We start from the raw sequence: 2,245 nt of genomic DNA on the forward strand, positions 1-2,245 counted from the left end.
CGCGAGCTGGGTTTAGAACGTCGTGAGACAGTTCGGTCCCTATCCGTCGCAGGCGTAGGAGATTTGAGAGGATCTGTCCCTAGTACGAGAGGACCGGGATGGACGTACCTATGGTGTGCCAGTTGTCCTGCCAAGGGCACGGCTGGTTAGCTACGTACGGACAGGATAAGCGCTGAAGGCATCTAAGTGCGAAGCCCACCTCGAGATGAGATCTCCCACCGGGTAACCGGGTAAGGACCCTGGTAGAACACCAGGTTGATAGGCCGGAAGTGTAAGCGCAGTAATGTGTTCAGCGGACCGGTACTAATAGTCCGAGGGCTTGATATTCGGAGTCAAGCGATTTCATGCTCGCTATGGAGTGCTCGAAGAGCACCCCTCGCCCGCGTCGGGTGGGGGACTGAACAATTGATTGTCGTCCGGTGGCCATAGCGGCGGGGACCCACCCGTTTCCATTCCGAACACGGAAGTTAAGCCCGCCAGCGCCGATGGTACTTGGGGTGCAGACCCCCGGGAGAGTAGGACACCGCCGGGCACTACGTAGAGGGCCGTCCGATTCGTTCGGGCGGCCCTCGCGTCTTGCAGCACGAGGGCTCCGAGCCTGGCTGACCACTAGACTGGCCGATAACGCACAAGAGAACACCCGATGACCGAAGTGAATGACCTGCCGGAACGCTCAGATGGAGGTGGACGGAACGCCCGTCCGAGGATGGCGAATCGCTGACGCGTAGCTGAGGAAACTCCGCCACCGCGCCAGATCCCGCGGGTGGGCCTGCCGGCCTGCTCACAATGTTCTGAGCATTCCTGGTTGCAGGGTGTCATCTCCCGGCTGCCGACCGGTAACGAGGGTCGGGCCAACCGGCCGGTGGTCTTCGGGATTGAGAGACCGGGAGGCCGCTCCATGGATACGACGCTATTCGTGCTAGGCGGGATAGGGCTCATCGCCATCGGATGCCTGATCCCGATGCTCGTGATGTATGGACGTCTTCGTAGACAGGTCGTGGACGAGCGTGGAGTCGACGTCGACACGGCCCGCCGCGAGGCGCAGCGCATACTGGGAAGGGCCGAGGATGAGGGACGGGCTCGGGCCGAGGCCTACCGCGAGCGTGAGGAGGCCCTGCTCGAACACAGGAAGCTGGAGGCGGCCGCCTCCGAGGAGCGCCTGATCCAGAGGGAACGGACCCTGGAGCAGCGCGCATCCAACCTGGCCCAGCGCGAGCAGATGCTCCTCCATCGAGAGGCCGGTGTGTCCGAGCTGCAGGGAGAACTCGATGAGTTCGCCGAGAGTGCGCGAGCCAACCTGGAGCGGATCAGCGCGCTGGATGCCCGCGCTGCCCGGGAAGAACTGGTCGAGCAGGTCCGCGACGAAGCGCGGCGGGAGGCGATGCTGCTGGTACGCGACAGCGAGATGCGGGCTCGCGAGGAGGCCGACCGGCGGGCTCGGCGCATCCTGGCTACCGCCATCGAGCGCCTGTCGACAGAAGTGGTCATGGAGAGCACGGTGTCGGCCGTGCCGCTGCCCGGAGAGGAGATGAAGGGACGGATCATCGGCCGGGAGGGTCGCAACATCCGGGCCTTCGAATCCGTCACCGGCGTCAATCTGGTGGTCGACGAGACGCCCGAGATGGTGGTCGTCTCGTGCTTCGAGCCGGTCCGGCGGGAGATCGCCCGAATCACTCTTGAGAAGCTGATCGCGGACGGGCGTATCCACCCGGCGGCCATCGAGGAAATGTACGCCAAGGCGCAGGCCGAGGTGGAGCAGTCGGCCCGCGACGCCGGCGAGTGGGCGCTGCTCGACGTCGGCATCTCCCGGATGCATCCGGAGTTGGTCACGCTGCTGGGACGCCTCAGGTACCGCACCTCCTACGGCCAGAACGTCCTCAATCACCTGGTCGAGTCGGCTCACATCGCCGGCATGCTGGGGGCGGAACTAGGGGTCGATCCCGTACCGATAAAGCGGGCGGCGTTCCTGCACGACATCGGCAAGGCGGTGTCATACCAGGTCGAAGGGGCGCATGCGTTGATCGGCGCCGAGATCGCCCGGCGGTTCGGCGAGGAAGCGCCCGTGGTGCACGGGATCGAGGCACACCACAACGATGTGGAGCCGCGCACCCTGCTTGCCATCCTCGTGCAGGCCGCCGACACGGTGTCCGCGGCTCGGCCGGGCGCTAGGCGGGTGGAGTTGGCGTCCCACGTGAGGCGTCTGGAGAAGATGGAGGATCTGATCAGCGAGTTCGACGGGGTGGAC

The 2,245-nt window shown here is 65.0% G+C and carries 1 protein-coding gene and 2 rRNA genes; all 3 read left to right on the forward strand.

The window, feature by feature from the left end:
• Positions 1-327: ribosomal RNA gene (locus OXK16_14690) — 23S ribosomal RNA — on the forward strand; the annotation flags it as partial.
• 88 nt (positions 328-415) lie between these two features.
• Positions 416-532 (forward strand): 5S ribosomal RNA (rrf, locus tag OXK16_14695).
• Positions 533-898: 366 nt separating this feature from the next.
• A partial coding sequence (gene rny, locus OXK16_14700) for a ribonuclease Y (protein ID MDE0377193.1) occupies positions 899-2,245 on the forward strand: 1,347 nt, incomplete at its 3' end.

Source organism: bacterium (assembly GCA_028821235.1).
Lineage (GTDB): Bacteria > Actinomycetota > Acidimicrobiia > Spongiisociales > Spongiisociaceae > Spongiisocius.